Source organism: Bradyrhizobium rifense, assembly GCF_008123425.1.
In the GTDB taxonomy this organism is placed as follows: Bacteria; Pseudomonadota; Alphaproteobacteria; order Rhizobiales; family Xanthobacteraceae; genus Bradyrhizobium; species Bradyrhizobium rifense.
Map to the genome: position 1 here is coordinate 20,611 of NZ_VSSS01000045.1, position 15,861 is coordinate 36,471.

13 protein-coding genes are annotated in these 15,861 nt (G+C 64.6%); 8 read left to right on the forward strand and 5 right to left on the reverse strand.

All coding sequences use genetic code 11. The features are described 5' to 3' along the window. The first annotated feature begins 139 nt into the window (after window positions 1-139). Both FXB40_RS50175 and FXB40_RS28605 read left to right on the forward strand, forming a co-directional pair. On the forward strand, window positions 140-1,423 hold the full coding sequence (locus tag FXB40_RS50175) for a TRAP transporter large permease (RefSeq protein WP_347339785.1): 1,284 nt from the start codon (window positions 140-142) through the stop codon (window positions 1,421-1,423). A 124-nt stretch (window positions 1,424-1,547) separates the two neighbouring features. Beyond that, window positions 1,548-3,476, forward strand: a complete 1,929-nt coding sequence (locus FXB40_RS28605; protein WP_148775460.1) for an alkyl/aryl-sulfatase — start codon at window positions 1,548-1,550, stop codon at window positions 3,474-3,476. 170 nt (window positions 3,477-3,646) lie between these two features. On the opposite strand, the gene FXB40_RS28610 is transcribed toward FXB40_RS28605, so the two are convergent. Further along, window positions 3,647-4,717: a glycosyltransferase family 4 protein gene (locus tag FXB40_RS28610; protein WP_148775461.1), complete on the reverse strand. Its 1,071-nt coding sequence runs from the start codon at window positions 4,715-4,717 to the stop codon at window positions 3,647-3,649. A 272-nt stretch (window positions 4,718-4,989) separates the two neighbouring features. On the opposite strand from FXB40_RS28610, the gene FXB40_RS28615 reads away from it, so the two are divergent. From FXB40_RS28615 to FXB40_RS28630, 4 genes are read left to right on the forward strand one after another with little or no spacing between them, the layout of a single operon-like run. Next, complete coding sequence (locus FXB40_RS28615; RefSeq protein ID WP_148775462.1) at window positions 4,990-6,753, forward strand: ABC transporter ATP-binding protein; 1,764 nt, start codon at window positions 4,990-4,992, stop codon at window positions 6,751-6,753. A 59-nt stretch (window positions 6,754-6,812) separates the two neighbouring features. Further along, window positions 6,813-9,017 carry an amylo-alpha-1,6-glucosidase gene (locus FXB40_RS28620; protein ID WP_148775463.1) on the forward strand — a complete coding sequence of 735 codons (2,205 nt, stop codon included), beginning with the start codon at window positions 6,813-6,815 and terminating at the stop codon, window positions 9,015-9,017. Window positions 9,018-9,039: 22 nt separating this feature from the next. Beyond that, window positions 9,040-9,561 (forward strand): PRC-barrel domain-containing protein, encoded by a 522-nt coding sequence (locus FXB40_RS28625; protein WP_187437208.1) that lies wholly within the window; start codon window positions 9,040-9,042, stop codon window positions 9,559-9,561. A 23-nt stretch (window positions 9,562-9,584) separates the two neighbouring features. Continuing rightward, window positions 9,585-10,895: an MFS transporter gene (locus FXB40_RS28630; RefSeq protein WP_148775464.1), complete on the forward strand. Its 1,311-nt coding sequence runs from the start codon at window positions 9,585-9,587 to the stop codon at window positions 10,893-10,895. Between the two features lie 35 nt (window positions 10,896-10,930). Here FXB40_RS28630 and FXB40_RS28635 read toward each other — a convergent pair whose 3' ends face one another. From FXB40_RS28635 to fixL, 4 genes are all read right to left on the reverse strand, one after another. Further along, window positions 10,931-11,629: a helix-turn-helix domain-containing protein gene (locus FXB40_RS28635; RefSeq protein WP_187437209.1), complete on the reverse strand. Its 699-nt coding sequence runs from the start codon at window positions 11,627-11,629 to the stop codon at window positions 10,931-10,933. A gap of 103 nt (window positions 11,630-11,732) precedes the next feature. Continuing rightward, window positions 11,733-12,155, reverse strand: a complete 423-nt coding sequence (locus FXB40_RS28640) for a response regulator (RefSeq protein WP_148775465.1) — start codon at window positions 12,153-12,155, stop codon at window positions 11,733-11,735. Between the two features lie 58 nt (window positions 12,156-12,213). Further along, a complete protein-coding gene (gene fixJ, locus FXB40_RS28645) occupies window positions 12,214-12,831 on the reverse strand; it encodes a response regulator FixJ (RefSeq protein WP_148775466.1) in 618 nt (205 codons plus the stop codon). Between the two features lie 3 nt (window positions 12,832-12,834). Beyond that, window positions 12,835-14,352, reverse strand: coding sequence for a sensor protein FixL (fixL, locus tag FXB40_RS28650; RefSeq protein ID WP_148775467.1), 1,518 nt, complete (start codon window positions 14,350-14,352; stop codon window positions 12,835-12,837). Between the two features lie 203 nt (window positions 14,353-14,555). On the opposite strand from fixL, the gene FXB40_RS28655 reads away from it, so the two are divergent. After that, window positions 14,556-15,389 carry a universal stress protein gene (locus FXB40_RS28655; protein WP_148775468.1) on the forward strand — a complete coding sequence of 278 codons (834 nt, stop codon included), beginning with the start codon at window positions 14,556-14,558 and terminating at the stop codon, window positions 15,387-15,389. A gap of 36 nt (window positions 15,390-15,425) precedes the next feature. Then, window positions 15,426-15,851 (forward strand): CBS domain-containing protein, encoded by a 426-nt coding sequence (locus FXB40_RS28660; protein ID WP_148775469.1) that lies wholly within the window; start codon window positions 15,426-15,428, stop codon window positions 15,849-15,851. Window positions 15,852-15,861: the final 10 nt, after the last annotated feature.

A 15,861-nucleotide genomic window follows, 5' to 3' on the forward strand; every position in this document is an offset into this window, starting at 1 on the left:
CCCGCAGCCCGCCGGCGCGGCAACCAAGGCTGCGTCGCGAAAAGTGTCGCCGCTCGGCGTGATCCTGATCATGGCGCCGATCCTGATCTTCGCGATGTGTCTCGCCGAGAAGTTTGGCGTGATCGTGCTGCCACATTGGCTGCGCGCCTTCACCGTGTTCGCGCTGCTGATCGCGCTGATGCTGACCGGCATCCCGGTTTCGATCGCGCTCGGCCTCACCGTGATGACGTTCCTGTTTACGCTGACCACGGTGCCGATCGAAGCCGTCTCGATGAAGCTCTTCACGGGCATCGAGGGTTTTGAGATCATGGCGATCCCGTTCTTCATCCTCGCCGGCAATTTCCTCACCCATGGTGGCGTGGCGCGGCGCATGATCAATTTCGCGACCTCGCTGATCGGGCACTGGCACGGCGGCCTTGGTCTTGCCGGCATCGTCGCCTGCGCGATGTTCGCGCTGGTCTGCGGCTCCAGCGTGGCGACGGTGGCCGCGATCGGCGCCATCGTGCTGCCCGAGATGGTCCGTCACGGCTATCCCATGCGCTTCGGCGCCGGCATCATTACGGTTGCGGGCTCGCTCGGCATCCTGATGCTGCCGTCGATCCCGAAGATCGTCTATGCGGTCTCCACCAATACCTCGATCGGCGCGCTGTTCGTCGCAGGCCTGCTACCCGGCATGCTGCTGACCACCATGCTCTGCATCGTCACCTGGTGGCTCGCCCGCAAACGCGACTATCCGCGAATGGCGAAGGCGAGCTGGGGCGAGACCCTCCACGCCTTCCGCGAGAGCATCTGGGGCCTGATGCTGGTCGTCATCATCATCGGCGGCATCTATAGCGGCCTGTTCACCGCCACCGAAGCCGCCGCGATGGCCGCGGTCTATTCCTTCATCATTGCGGTGTTCGTCTACAAGGCGATCGGCCTGAAGGACGTGCCGCGCGTGCTGCTGCGCGCCGCCAACACCAGCGCGATGCTGCTCTACATCGTCACCAACGCAGTGCTGTTCTCCTTCGTGCTCGCCAACGAGAACCTGCCGACGGTCCTTGCGGACTGGATCGCGGCGCAGAATCTCGGCTGGGTCGGCTTCCTGCTGGTCGTCAACGTGCTGCTGCTGCTCGCCGGCAACTTCATGGAGCCGAACTCGATCATCCTGATCATGGCGCCAATCCTGGCGCCGGCCGCGAAGAAGCTCGGCATCGACCTCGTCCATTTCGGCATCGTCATGGACGTCAACATGGAGGTCGGCCTCTGCCATCCGCCTGTCGGCTTGAACCTCTACGTCGCATCGATGATAGCGCGAATGCGCATCACGGATCTCGCGGGCGCGGTGATGCCGTGGCTCCTCACCATGCTCGGCTTCCTCGTCATCGTGACCTACTGGCCCGACCTGACGCTGTGGCTGCCGCGGGTGCTGGGGATGCATTGAGAGGCACATCGTAGCCCCGGATGAAGCGAAGCGAAGTCCGGGCTACGCGTGGCTCCCGCACCAGCGATGGCAATCGACCGCGAGATGCGGTTAGATGCCGCGCATCAGGCCGGGAGGATACAAGATGACCGAACTCAGCAACGAGCCGAAGGACGCAACGCCGTCCGTCATTGCGCAGCAAACGGCGATGCTGAATGCGCTGCCGTTTTCCGACACGCGGGATTTCGACGACGCTGCGCGCGGCTTCCTCGGCACCATCGAGCACGCGAAGATTACGAATCCGCAGGGTCGGACGGTCTGGAGCCTCGAGCCTTATGGCTTCCTGTCCGACGAGAAGGCGCCACCGACTGTCAATCCGAGCCTGTGGCGGCAGTCGCGGCTCAACATGCAGCACGGCCTGTTCGAGGCCGTTCCTGGCGTCTACCAGGTGCGCGGGCTCGATATCGCCAACATGACGCTGATCGAGGGTGACAGCGGCGTCATCGTGGTCGATACCCTGACGTCGATCGAAGGTGCGCGCGCCGCGCTTGATCTCTACTTCAGGCACCGCGGCCAAAAGCCGGTCGCGGCCGTGATCTTTACCCACACGCATACCGATCACTGGGGTGGCGCGCGCGGCGTGCTGGAGGAGGATGCGCTCGCGACCGGCCGGGTACCGATCATCGCGCCAAATCTGTTCATGGAGCACGCCGTCTCCGAGAACATCATCGCGGGACCGGCGATGCTGCGGCGGGCGCAATACCAGTTCGGGCCATTCCTCGCCAAGGGCGTGCGCGGCCAGGTCGATTGCGGCCTCGGCAAGACCATGGCGGCGGGCGCGGTGGCGCTATTGCGTCCGACCGACCTGATCATGGCAACCGGCGACAGGCGCGTCATCGACGGCGTCGAGTTCGAATTCCAGATGGCGCCGAACAGCGAAGCGCCGGCAGAGATGCACTTCTTCCTGCCGCGCTACAAGCTTTTGAACCTCGCCGAGAACTGCACGCATAATTTCCACAATCTGCTGCCGTTCCGCGGCTCCGACGTGCGCGACGCGCTGGCGTGGTCGAAATATCTCAACGAGGCGCTGCATCTGTGGGGCGGCAAGGCCGAGGCGATGTGCGGCCAGCATCACTGGCCGGTGTGGGGTCGCGAGCGCATCGACACCATGATCCGCGAGCAGCGCGACCTCTACAAGTTCGCGCACGACCAGACCATCCGCCTGATGAACCACGGGCTGAACGCGGCCGAGATCGCCGAGGCGATCCAGCTGCCGAAGAGCCTGGAGGGCGCCTGGCACGGCCGCGGTTACTACGGCCATATCCGCCACAACGTGAAGGCGATCTACCAAAAATATCTCGGCTGGTACGACGCCAATCCGGTCAATCTCGATCCGCTGCCGCCGGTCGAGTCAGGGAAGAAGTACGTCGACTACATGGGCGGCGCCGACGCGATCCTGACGCGGGCGCGCGCGGACTTTGACAAGGGCGAATTCCGCTTCGTGGCGCAGGCGCTCGGCCATCTCGTCTTCGCCGAGCCGGACAATGCGGCCGCGCGTGCGCTGTTGGCGGATACGCTGGAGCAGCTCGGCTATGCCGCCGAGAGCTCGACCTGGCGCAACGCCTATCTGTTCGGCGCGCAGGAATTGCGCCAGGGCATGCCGAAGACGCCGCCGCGCCCGCCGATGCCGCGCGAGACGCTGGCAGCGTTGCGCACCTCACAGCTCTGGGACGTGCTCGGCATCCGCCTCAACGGCCCGAAGGCGGAGGGCAAGCACATCGTGCTGAACTGGAATTTTTCGGATACCGGCGAGACCTTTGTGCTCAATCTCGAAAATTGCGCGCTGACCTACGCGGAAGGCGTGCAGGCCGATAATGCCGATGCCAGCTTCACGTTGGCGCGCGCGACGCTGGATGAGGTGATTGCGAAACTGACAAGCTTTCCGGAAGCGGTCGCTGCGGGGAAGGTCAAGCTGTCTGGCAACCCGATGCGGCTCGCCGAGCTGATGGGCCTGATGGACGAATTCCCGCGGATGTTCGAGATCGTGGAGCCGAAGCGGGCGGCGGTGAAGTAGGGGCTCGCTCTCTCCGTCATTGCGAGCGTAGCGAAGCAATCCAGAACCCCGCCGCGGAAAGACTCTGGATTGCTTCGCTACGCTCGCAATGACGTGTTGAGAGAGCCGGGCGCCAAATGACCCAACTGTCGTCCCGACGCAGGCCGGGACGACAGCCGAGATTGCATCCGCTACTCCGCGCTGCTCACCAGCTTGATCCGCGGCGCCTGCGCTTCCGTTAGGCTGCGATACGCCGCGAGATAGTCCAGCGCCATTCGCCGCGCCGTAAAGCGCTTCTCGAACTGCTTGCGGATGGCGGTGCGGTCGAGCTGCGCGAGGCGGTTGACGACGCCGGCGGCGCTGAGGATGTCCTCGACGACGAAGCCGGTGAGGCCCTCGTCGATGATCTCCGGCACCGAGCCGCGGTTGAAGGCAACGACCGGCGTGCCGCAGGCCATGGCTTCGATCATGACGAGGCCGAACGGTTCCGGCCAGTCGATCGGCAACAGCAGGCCGAGCGCGCCGCTGAGGAAATCGGACTTCTCGTGATCGCCGATCTCGCCGATGAAATCCACCAACGGGTTGTTCACGATCATCGGCTTGATCAGCTCGTCGTAATAATCCTGGTCGGCACGGTCGACCTTGGCCGCGATCTTCAGCGGGATGCCGCAATGCATCGCGATCTTGATGGCGCGATCGACACCTTTCTCGGGCGCGATGCGGCCGAGCACGGCGAGATACTCCTGCTTCGCCGGCTTCGGCGTCAGCAGGTTCTCCGGCAGGCCATGGTGGATCGTCGTCACCCAGTTCGCCTGCGGCACCGGCCGCCGTTGTGCGTTCGAGATCGAGATGACCGGCATCTTGGAGAAGGTGTTGAAGACCGGCTGATGCTCCGGCAGATCGAGCCGGCCATGCAGCGTGGTGAGGAACGGCGTCGGCTGCCGGTGGAACAGCGACCACGGATAATAGTCGAGATGGAAATGGAGGAAGTCGAACTCCTCGTCGTCACATTTTTGCCGCACGCGCTCCAGGAGCACCATGTGCAGCGCGTTGGGATCGCGCACGGAACCGTCGAGGCGAAGCGCCCGCGGCCATAATGCGTCCAGCTTCGCTGACGTCTGCGAGTCGCCGCTGGCGAATAGCGTCACGTCGTGACCAAGGGCAACCAACTCTTCCGTCAACCAGTGCACCACCCGCTCGGTGCCGCCATACAGCTTGGGTGGAACAGCCTCCGTCAACGGAGCTACCTGCGCGATGCGCATCTCACCTTCTCCTCTGAGTGATCATTGCAATGAAAGCCCCTACCGAGTTCGGCACCGGCACGCCGCGGAGGGAACGTTCTCGCATTTGCGAAGTTCCTTCCCCGAACGTTACTTCTTCGACACACAGCACGCGTGGCCGCGATGATGCCATCACCTCATCTCACATCGTCCGTATCCGCATGTCGTGATGGCTTTGCCCGGGAACCGAGGCGAAGCGGTCGATGTTCAATCGACCAGTAACAAAATTCGAAATAATAACGGGGTCGTAGCGAATGGATCATCTTTCTGGATATGCGCGCAGGCCATTTGCCTTTGTCTTGCGCTATCTGCGGCATCGTTTGGCGTCCCATCTGGTGATCCTGGGCGCTGTGGTTGCAGCGGTTGCCTGCTCGGTAGGCACACAGTACGGCGTTAAATCGCTTGTCGACGCCTTGTCCGCGGGAACCTCTCATGGCGGCAGCGTATGGCTGGCATTCATTCTGCTCATGTCGCTGATTGCCGCCGACAACTTTTTGTGGCGGATCGCGAGCTGGACCGCGAGCTTCACCTTCGTTCGTGTCACTGGCGACTTACGCCGTGACATATTTCGTCATCTGACCGGACATGCGCCGAGTTATTTCTCGGACCGGATGCCGGGCATGCTGACCAGTCGCATTACGGCCACATCCAATGCGGTGTTCACCGTCGAGAACATGTTCGTCTGGAATGTGTTGCCGCCGTGCATCGCCACAATTGCGGCGATCGCGCTGATTGGAACCGTGAGCCCCTATATGGCGCTCGGCCTGACCGTGATCGCGGGGGGTATGGTGGCCGCAATGTTCCGTCTCGCCGCGGCCGGCAAACCGCTGCATGACGACTTTGCCGACAAGGCCGCCGCCGTCGACGGCGAGATGATCGACGTCATCAGCAACATGCCGCTGGTCCGCGCCTTCTGCGGCATCGGCCATGAGCATGAGCGGTTCGATGCCACGGTGAACCGGGAAGTCAGTGCGCGCGGGCGCAGCCTGCGCTATCTGGAGAAGCTCCGGCTGTTGCATGCCGCCGTGACCGTGATTTTGACCGTCGCGCTGATGGCGTGGGCGGTCACACTCTGGCAACAGGGCGAGGCGACCACCGGCGACGTCGTGCTGGTCTGTACCCTCGGCATCTCCATCCTGAGCGCGACCCGCGACCTTGCGGTGGCGCTTGTCGACGTCACCCAGCATGTCGCGCGCCTGACCGAGGCGATCGCCACGCTGCTGGTGCCGCATGAATTGCGCGATCACCCCGAGGCCGAGCCACTGGTCAAGAGCGGTGCCGCGATCGCATACAACAACGTCACCTTCGGCTATCCGGGCGGTGAGAAGATCTTTGAGCGCTTCAGCCTGCGGCTGCAGCCCGGCCAGCGCGTTGGCCTGGTCGGCCAGTCCGGCGGCGGCAAATCGACCCTGTTCACGCTGCTGCAACGCTTCTACGATGTCGACGAGGGCAGTGTGACCGTCGATGGGCAGGATATTGCCATGGTGACGCAGCAGAGCCTGCGCGAGGCGATCTCGGTGGTGCCGCAGGACATCTCCCTGTTCCATCGCTCGATCCGCGAGAACATCCGCTACGGCCGGCCGAACGCGACCGACGACGAGGTGCTGCGCGCGGCGATTGCGGCGCGCTGCGATTTCATCGACAGCCTGCCGGACGGTCTCGACACCATGGTCGGCGACCGCGGCGTGAAAATGTCCGGGGGCCAGCGCCAGCGCATCGCGATCGCGCGCGCCTTCGTCAAGGACGCGCCGATCCTGCTGCTGGACGAGGCGACCGCGGCGCTCGACAGCGAGTCCGAGGAAGCGATCCGCGAGGCGCTGGCGCGGTTGATGCGCGGCCGCACCGTGATCGCGATCGCGCATCGTCTCGCGACGCTGCGCAATTTCGACCGCGTGATCGTGCTCAAGCATGGCAAGATCATCGAGGATGGCGCACCCGATCGCCTGATGCAGGGCCACGGTCCATACCGTGAGCTGGTGACGCAGGAAATGAGCCGGCTCGCGAAGTTCGCCGCGTAAAACCCAACAGTTGCGTTGCGTTGGCCGCGTTCGAAAAACAAGCCGCAGGGGAGCAGCTCATGGCAGCCGAAGCCGCAACCAAGATCATCCCGGCATCGCAGGCGATAGAGACCGTCGCGGAGCAGGCGTTCTACATTCCGATGACGGGGCCTGCCGCGAGGCCCCGTCGCTCGCTCAAGCACGACGACACTTTCATCGTGCTGGACAGTCATGGCGACATCGGCGCGTCGGCCGGCGGGCCGGATGGCCTGTTCAACCATGACACGCGCTATCTGGCGCGGCTGGAGCTTGTGCTCGACGATCTCCAGCCGTTGCTGCTCGGCTCGAACCTGCGCGACGACAATTCGGGACTGACGGTCGACCTGACCAATCCCGACATCTATCGCCAGGGCCGCATTGTCCTGCAAAAGGACCTGCTGCACATCGTGCGCACGATCTTCCTGTGGCGCGGTACGGCGTATCAGCGCATCGGGCTGCAGAACCACGGCGAGCAATGCGCCAGTTTCGAGCTGACGCTGCTGTTCGATAACGATTTTGCCGATCTATTCGAAGTGCGCGGCGAGCGGCGTCCGCGCCGCGGCACCGGCACCAGCAGGCTGCTCGGGCCGAGCGACGTCCTGTTCGAGTATCGTGGCCTCGACGATGCCGAGCGGACCACCGGATTGCATTTCGATCCGCGTCCGACGCGGCTCTCGGTCAATGCCGCGACCTGGCAGCTCGAACTGGACCCGCACGAGGCCAAATCGCTGTTCGTGGCCGTGTCCTGCAACCGGCCGATCGCGGAGAAGCCGGCGCGCTTCTTCAGGGGCCTGCTCGCCCACCGCCGCGAGATGCGGCAGTCGACGAACGGCGCGGCCAGCATCGAGACCTCCAACAACATTTTCAACGAGGTGCTGTGCCAGGCCATGGCCGACCTCAACATGCTGATGACGGAGACGCCGCAGGGGCGCTATCCCTATGCCGGCATTCCCTGGTACTCGACGACGTTCGGCCGCGACGGCCTGATCACGGCGCTGCAGATGCTGTGGGTCGATCCGCGGGTCGCCAAAGGCGTGCTGCGTCGGCTTGCGCATTTCCAGGCCAAAGCGGTCGATCCGCTCGCCGATGCTGCGCCGGGAAAGATCCTGCACGAGATGCGCGGTGGCGAGATGGCGGCGCTGCGCGAGGTGCCGTTCTCGCAATATTACGGCAGCGTGGATTCCACCGCCTTGTTCGTCCTGCTCGCCGGCCGTTATGTCGAGCGCACCGGCGACGAGAAGACCCTGGTCGAGCTGTGGCCGGCGATCGAGGCCGGGCTCGCCTGGATCGACGGTCCCGGCGACCCCGATCAGGACGGCTTTGTCGAATACCAGCGCGCCACCGAAAAGGGGCTCGCCAACCAGGGCTGGAAGGACTCTTTCGACGCGATCTTCCATGCCGACGGCAAGCTCGCGGAGGGCAACATCGCACTCGCCGAGGTCCAGGGCTATGTCTACGCAGCAAAACAGCTCGCCGCGCGATGCGCGCTGCGGCTCGGCAAGCCCGACGTCGCCAAGAGGCTCGAGGCGGAGGCCAAGACGCTCGCCGAGCGTTTTGAGGAGGCATTCTGGTGCGAGGAGCTCGGCACCTATGCGCTCGCGCTCGACGGCAAGAAGCGGCGATGTGAGGTGCGGACCTCGAATGCCGGGCAGGTTCTGTTCAGTGGCATGATCCGGGAGGACCGCGCCCGTCTCGTCGCGGCCGATCTGATGCGGCCGCATTTCTTCTCGGGCTGGGGCATCCGCACCGTCGCGCGCGGCGAGGTGCGCTACAATCCGATGTCGTATCACGACGGCTCGATCTGGCCGCACGACAACGCGCTGATCGCGCTTGGTCTGGCGCATTACGGGCTCAAGCATTCGGTCGCGCATGTATTCAAGGGTCTGTTCGATGCCGCGACCTATATGGACCTGCGCCGGCTGCCGGAATTGTTTTGCGGCTTCCGGCGTGAGCAACGGCGCGGTCCGACGCTCTATCCCGTTGCCTGCGCACCGCAGGCCTGGGCCAGCGCGACGCCGTTCACGCTGCTGGAAGCTGCGCTCGGCATCGAGTTCGACGTCGCGCGCTGCGAGATCCGCCTGCGCAATCCGCAACTTCCGACGTTTTTGAACGAGGTTATCCTGCGCGATCTGCGGCTGGGCGAGTCCAGCGTCGATTTGCGCGTCAGCCGCCACGGCCACGACGTGGCGCTGGAGGTGCTGCGCACGCGCGGGCAAATTCAGGTATCGATCGTGCTGGCGCGCTAGGGAGCTGCGGCAAGGAGGGTTCATGCGTAGCGCCGGATGGTTGGTCCTGAGCGTGGCGATCGTCGCGGGATTGACGGTTGCCGTATCGCGTGCTGCGGAAGAGCAGCCCGCGGCCGCCACGGAAGCGAACGCACCGCCGACGGTGCAGCCGCCGGCCTCTGTGGTGCCTGTCACGCCGAAGGATGCCGCGCCGCCGCCGTCGGTGACCATCATCGGCGCCAGCGACGCCCATGGCGTGCTCGGCCGTGACGTGCGCAGCGCGGCGGACGAGGACATGGGCCATATCGTCGACGTCATCGTAGATCTCACCGGTCGCGTGCGCGCCGCCGTGATCGATTTCGGCGGCTTCCTCGGCGTCGGCAGCCGCAGGATCGTGGTGGATTGGAACGCGCTTCGTTTCGGCAAGATCACCAACAAGAAGGACAGCATCACGCTGGAATTGACCAAGGCGCAGGTCGCGGCCGCGCCGGAATACAAGGAAGACACGCCGATGGTCGTGCTTGGCGCGTCCGGCAGTCTTCAACCGCTGCAAGCTATTCAATGAGGAGGGGGGAGGGCTGACTGCCTGTGCTGTTGTCGAGGAAGCCGAAGCTTGCAGATCGCGAGGGACGCGTTGAACACGACAACGTCGCCGCACCTCCGCCTGCGGGCATTCCGGCGCCGTCGCGCCGGAGCCTGCGCGGCCTCGACTGGTTCATCTTCTTCCTTGCTGACGTGCAGACCGGTTTTGGTCCCTTCATCGCGGTTTACCTCACGACGCAGAAATGGACCCAAGTCGAGATCGGCCTCGTGCTGTCGATCGGCGGCATCGTCGCGCTGATCGGCCAGATGCCGGGCGGCGCCATCATCGATGCCGCGAAATCCGAGCGGCTGGTCGCAGCGCTTGCGATCGTGACCATCGGCTGCTGCGCGCTCGCCTATGCGGCGATGCCGATCTTCCCGGTGGTGGTCATGGCTGCCACGCTGCACGCGGCGGCGAGCTGCGTGCTGGGTCCGGCGATCGCGGCGATCAGCCTTGGCCTGGTCGGACCGTTTAAGATCGGCGAGCGGCTCGGCCGTAACGCCCGCTTTGCCTCGCTCGGCAACGGTGTTGCCGCGGCGGTGATGGGGACCGCCGGATATCTGCTCTCCAGCCGCTCGGTATTCCTGGTGACCTTCCTGCTCGCGATCCCGACCCTGATCGCGCTGTCGCGGATCCGCGAAGAGGAGGTCGATATCGCGCGCTGCCACGGCGAGATGCCGCGTGAGGCGGAGGATCGGGGCGACTCCAATATCTGGCATCTGATCCGGCAGAAACCGCTGATCGTCTTTGCGCTGAGCGTGCTGCTGTTGCAGCTCGCGAACGCCGCGATGATGCCGCTGATGGCAAGCGCCGTGACGGCGCGGTCGAGCCAATGGGCTACGGTGCTCGTTGCCTTCTGCATTGTCGTGCCGCAGGCGATTGTGGCGGTGCTGTCGCCGACGGTCGGACGCAAGGCGCAGCTTTGGGGCCGGCGGCCATTGCTGCTGGTCGGTTTCGGCGCGCTGATGATCCGCGGCCTGCTGTTCGCGACCGTGCGCGATCCCTATCTGCTGGTGCTGGTGCAGGTGTTCGACGGCTTTACGGCGGCGGTGTTCGCGGTGATGATCCCGCTGATCGTGGCCGACGTCGCCTTCGGCAGCGGGCATTTCAACCTGGCGCAGGGCATTGTCGGCACCGCGAGCGGCATCGGTGCGTCCCTCAGCACCGCGCTCGGCGGCTATGTCAGCGACAAGTTCGGCAATGCCACCGCGTTCTTCGGGCTGGCGAGCATTGCAGCGATAGGACTGTTGCTGATCCTGGTCGTGATGCCGGAGACCCGGCGCACGGGCATCGCGGCAAAAGAAATGGCCGGCTGAACGAGATCAGCCGGCCATAAATGGGGGAATAACGATCAGGCGTCGAGATTGTTCAGGCGCGCGCGGTTGCGCAGCACGATCTGGCGGGCGCCGGAAAATCCCAAAATGCCCTGGGCGTGAAGCTGCGACAGCGCGCGCGACACGGTCTCGAGCGTCAGGCCGAGATAGTCACCGATGTCACGGCGGCACATCGGCAGCGCCATCATGCCGGCTACCGCAAGGCGGCGATCCATTTCGAGCAGGAAGGCCGCAACGCGCTCCATCGCGGTCTTGCGGCCGAGCAGCAGCATATGGTCTTCGGCGTGGCGCAACTCGCCGGCGGTCATGGCCCAGAGCTTGCGGGCGACGTGGACGTCGGTGCCGGCGGCCTTCTCGAGGCTCGCCCGCTTCACCAGGCGCACATTGGTGTCGATGATGGCTTCGGCGGCGAGACGGTGGGTGGGGCCGGATTCGAGGCCGAACACGTCGCCGGCAAGGTGGAAGGAGCCGATCTGCCGGCGGCCGTCGGAGAGCAGCTTGTAGCTGCGGACTGCGCCGGTAACGACCTGGTAAACGTATTCCGCCGGCTCGTCCTCGCCGTAGATCTCTTCTTCCTTGCGATAAGAGAATTCAGTGGCGACCAGGCCGACATGACCGGTGACCGCGCCGAACTGGTCGGAGACGGGATGGGGCGGGGCAAACTTGCCACGAACCTGCGTATCGATCGCCTGGGTGTTGAGCGTCTGGGTCAGCATCTGCGCCATCTCCGTTGTCATGGCGCTTTGGTACGCGATATCGGGTGCTTCGGAAATTTCGCGAGATATCTTAAGGGGGATCCCTTACGTAGAATCCCGTAGGTCAATTGCCGCGGCGGGCCTGGATGGCGTGGCGGATGCGCTTGACCAGGTTTTCGTCCAGAAGCGGCTTCAAAATCACGTCTTTCACGCCTGCCGCCGTCGCGCGGGCCGAAATATTGCCGTCGGGATAGCCGGTGATCAGGATCACCGGGGTGTCGCCGTCGGACTGGCGCAAGCGGCCGGCGAGCTCGATGCCGTTGATGTCGGGCATCTTGTAGTCGATCACGTAGCAGTCCGCGCCGGGCGGGCGCATCGCGTTGAGCAGCGCGGTGGCGTTCCGGAAGGTCCGCACGGTAAAGCCGTCGGTTTCCAGCAGGAAGCGCAGCGATCCCAGCACGGCGTCATCGTCGTCGACGACGTAGACGACGGGCTGTGCGGGTGACGCCATTGGCAGCCGCTGATGTTGAGAGACGATCTCGATCATTCTGGTCGCGTAGCACAGGCGGAAGCGAAGGTTTTGACTTGCCTCAAGTGTGCTTGCCTCAATCCTTCAGCATGCCGGCGCGCATCGCCAGCCGCACCAGTTCCGACAGGCTGCCAGCCTGCATCTTGGTCATGACATTGGCCCGGTAGACCTCGATGGTGCGCGGGCTGATGTCGTAGTCGCGGGCGATCAGCTTGTTGGAGAGACCTGCGACCAGTCCTTCCATGACTTGCCGCTCCCTCGGGCTCAAGGAAGCGACGCGGGCGGCGATGTCGTGGGCGATGGCTTCGCTCTTGGCCGCCGGCTCGGCCTGACGGATCGCGGTCTCGATCATGGCGGTGAGGCGGTCGTCCTCGAACGGCTTTTCCAGGAAGTCGACGGCGCCGAGCTTCATCGCCTCCACCGCGAGCGGCACGTCGCCGTGGCCGGTCATGATCAGGATCGGAAACGGCGAGTGCTGTGCCTTCATGACCTTCAACAGCTCGATCCCATCGAGGCCCGGCATCCTGATGTCGGAGACGACACAGCCGAAGGCGAGGCCGGACAGGGCGTCGAGAAAGCCTTGCGCGTTGTCGAACAGCGTGACGCCGAAGCCCGCGGCATCCAGCAGGAAGTTGAGCGAGTCCCGCATCGCTTCGTCGTCGTCGATGACGTAGACATGTCCCTTGGTCGTCATTGATCAGGTCTCATCGGCTGCGGGCAGGGTGAAGCGGAATGTCGCGCCGCTGGATGCGTTGTTCTCGGCGACCATGCGGCCGCCGTGAGCCTCGATGATCGAGCGGCTGATCGACAGTCCCACGCCCATGCCGGTCTCTTTGGTGGTGTAGAAGGTCTGGAACAGGTTTGGAATGACGTCGTCCTGGAAGCCGGAGCCGGTGTCACACACGTCCACCTCGATCATGTCGTCCGTGACGCGCCTGTTGGTGACGATGAGCTCGCGCCGCGGCGACTGCGCCATCGCTTCCAGCGCATTGCGGAACAGATTGACCAGAACCTGCTGGATCTGCACGCGGTCGGCGAGCACGAGGTCGGCGCCGGGATCGAGATTGAAGCGGAGCTGCACCTTCTGCTCGCGCGCGCCGGCAAGGCCGAGCGCGCCGGCTTCCTCGATCAGCTTCGACAGGCTCTCGATCCGCTTCTCGGATTCGCCGCGGGAGACGAAGTCGCGCAGGCGCCGGATGATCTGGCCTGCGCGCACCGCCTGTTCCGACGCACGATCCAGCGCGCTTTCGATCTTCGCAATGTTGGGGTCGGTGCTGCCGGCGAGCAGCCGCCGCGATCCCTTCATGTAGTTGCTGATCGCCGCCAGCGGCTGGTTGATCTCGTGGGCGAGCGCGGAGGCCATCTCGCCCATCGCGGTCAGCCGCGAGACGTGGACCAGCTCGGACTGCAATTCCTGAAGCCTCGCCTGCGTCTTCTGATGCTCGGTGAGGTCGCGGACGAAGCCGGTGAAATAGGGCTCGCCGCCGGATTGCATCTCGCCGATCGACAGATGCATCGGGAACGTCGTGCCGTCGCGGCGCTTGCCGGTCACGATGCGGCCGATGCCGATGATGTGCGGATCGTCGGTCGAGCGATAGCGCGCGATATAGGTGTCGTGGCGGGTGCGGTCCGGTTCCGGCATCAGGATGCTGACGTTCTGGCCGATCGCCTCCTGCTCGGACCAGCCGAACAGGCGTTCGGCGGCCGTGCTGAACAGCTGCATGATGCCGCGGCCGTCGATGACGATCATGGCGTCGGGAATGGTGTGCAGGATGGAGCGGAGGTGGCTCTCGCGCGTGCGCAGCGCTTCCTCGACCTGCTTCTCCTGGTCGATGTCGAGGAGGATTCCGCTGAGATGGCGCGCGACGCCGGCGTCGTCCCTGATCAGACCGGCACGGGCCCTGATCCATTTGCCCCGGTCGGACGTTTCGGCAATCCTGAAAGAGACGTCGAAGCCGCCGCCGCGCTCGGAGACTTGTTTGATCGCAGTCTCGACGCGCGCGTGGTCTTCGGCCTTGAGGCGCGACAGGAAGAGGTCGTAGCTCGCAGGCTCGCCGCGCTCGACGCCGAGCAGCATCCGCGCGGTTTCCGACCATTCCAGCTCGCGCGTCGTGAGGTCGAGATCCCAGGTGCCGACGCCGAACCCCTCGATGCGGACCCGGAAATGCTCGCCGCGATGATCGTCCGGCGGGTGCGTTACGCGGGTCGGCGACACTCGGTGGCTCCTGTCTTCGCGCGGCGGGCATGGCGCCGTGAACATGATCAACTTCGCCCATGGGCGGGTCCGAAGCAAGTTCCGATGTCTGATTCCATTAGCGGATTTGCCGCGGAATCGCGCCGGGCAGTTTGATCTATCTCATCCTGCTTCGCGCCGGCGCGGCTAGACTTCGCGCCAGTCTATTGGCCTGGAGAATTCTCATGACATACGCGACCGTGATGGTCAGCCTGGCGCTCGATCAGCCCAACGAGGCGCGCCTTCAGGTCGCGGGCGAGCTCGCCGAACGATTCGAGGCGGCACTCGTCGGGGTCGCCGCAGCAAAATTCGCCCCGCCGCTCTATTTCACCGATGGTGCGGAGGCCCAGCGCCTGATCGATCAGGAGGATGCCTCGGTCAAGAGGTGTCTGGCCGATCTGGAGGCGGAATTCCGCGCCGCGACCAAAACCCGCGGCGGGCGCGCGGAATGGCGCTGCGCTATGGATTTTCCCACGCGATTCGTGCTGGCGCAGGCGCGCTGCGCCGACATCGTCGTCAGCGGCGGGCGGAGCCCGGCCTTTTCCGATGCGTTTTCGCTCGCGAGTCCCAAAGACCTGGTGATGCAGGCCGGCCGGCCGCTTCTGGCCGTGCCTGATCAAATCAACTGGCTCGATCTGCGTAGCGTGCTGGTGGCCTGGAAGGACACGCCCGAAGCGCGCCGCGCGGTGGCCGACGCGCTACCGATGCTGCGCAAGGCGAGGGATGTCGCCATCGTCGAGATTCCGGAAGAAGACGATGACCGCGCGGCCGTGATGGCACGTGTCAGCGACGTGGCTTCCTGGCTCGCCCGCCACGGTGTCACCGCGACCGCACGCGTTCCGGAGGCCACGGGGGACGAAACCGCTGCCGCTCAGCTGGAGCGGATTGCCGGCGATGTCGGCGCCGGCCTGATCGTCGCCGGCGCCTACGGTCATTCCCGTTTCCGCGAGCTGATCCTCGGCGGCGTCACGCAATATCTGGTCACGCAAACCGCCCGCTGCGTGCTGCTGTCGCACTGACGCCTCGAACACAAGACCAATCGAAGAGGACGCGCCGTGTACAAATTCCTTGAGCAGACCGTCGACGGCTACGTGACGCGTAACGTCAAAACGGTGAAGCGCGACCATGATCTGCTCGCGCTCAGCGAGATGTTCGAGCAGGACGATTTCAACTCCTACCCCGTCGAGGATGACGGGCAAATCGTCGGCATCGTCACCAAATTCGACATCCTCAAGTGTTTCGCTTTCACGCCGAGCCAGATGCTGCCGCGCTACCACGACCTGATGAGCCGCAAGGTCGGCGACGTCATGACGCCCGAGTTCATCTATGTCAGCCCCGACACGCGGCTGACGCGCGTTCTCCAGATCATGGTCGAGCACCGCATCCGGAGCATCATCGTGCTCGACAGCGCGCAAAAGCTGGTCGGAATCGTCGCGCGCGAGGACGTCATCGCGGCCCTGAAGGAGACCGCGAGCGAGTGAGTGTCTCAAG